The 219-nt window shown below is 52.1% G+C and carries 1 protein-coding gene; it reads right to left on the bottom strand.

Annotated features, from left to right (window positions below; all coding sequences use genetic code 11):
- Window positions 1-219 (bottom strand): VCBS domain-containing protein (locus H8K36_RS19095; RefSeq protein WP_186918100.1); only part of this gene is annotated, 219 nt, incomplete at both ends.

Genomic DNA, 219 nt, shown 5'->3' with positions numbered 1-219 from the left:
CAGAACCTGCATTGCTGTCCGGGATCGTGACCGTTGGACCACCATCGGTATTACCATTGATCGTGATCACCAAAGTCGCCGTTGTCGTACTGCCGTCACCATCGGTTAAGGTGTACGTAAAGCTATCGGTCAAACTTTGACCGGCACCTAAGCCATTGACGGCCGCATTGCTGTTGTTGAGCGTGTACGTGTAGGTACCATTGCTGTTCAAGACCAAGG

Origin of the sequence: Affinundibacterium nitidum (genome assembly GCF_014284155.1) — a bacterium.
GTDB classification, from domain to species: domain Bacteria; phylum Pseudomonadota; class Gammaproteobacteria; order Burkholderiales; family Burkholderiaceae_D; genus Undibacterium; species Undibacterium nitidum.
This window is presented reverse-complemented; position numbering and strand designations above follow the sequence as displayed.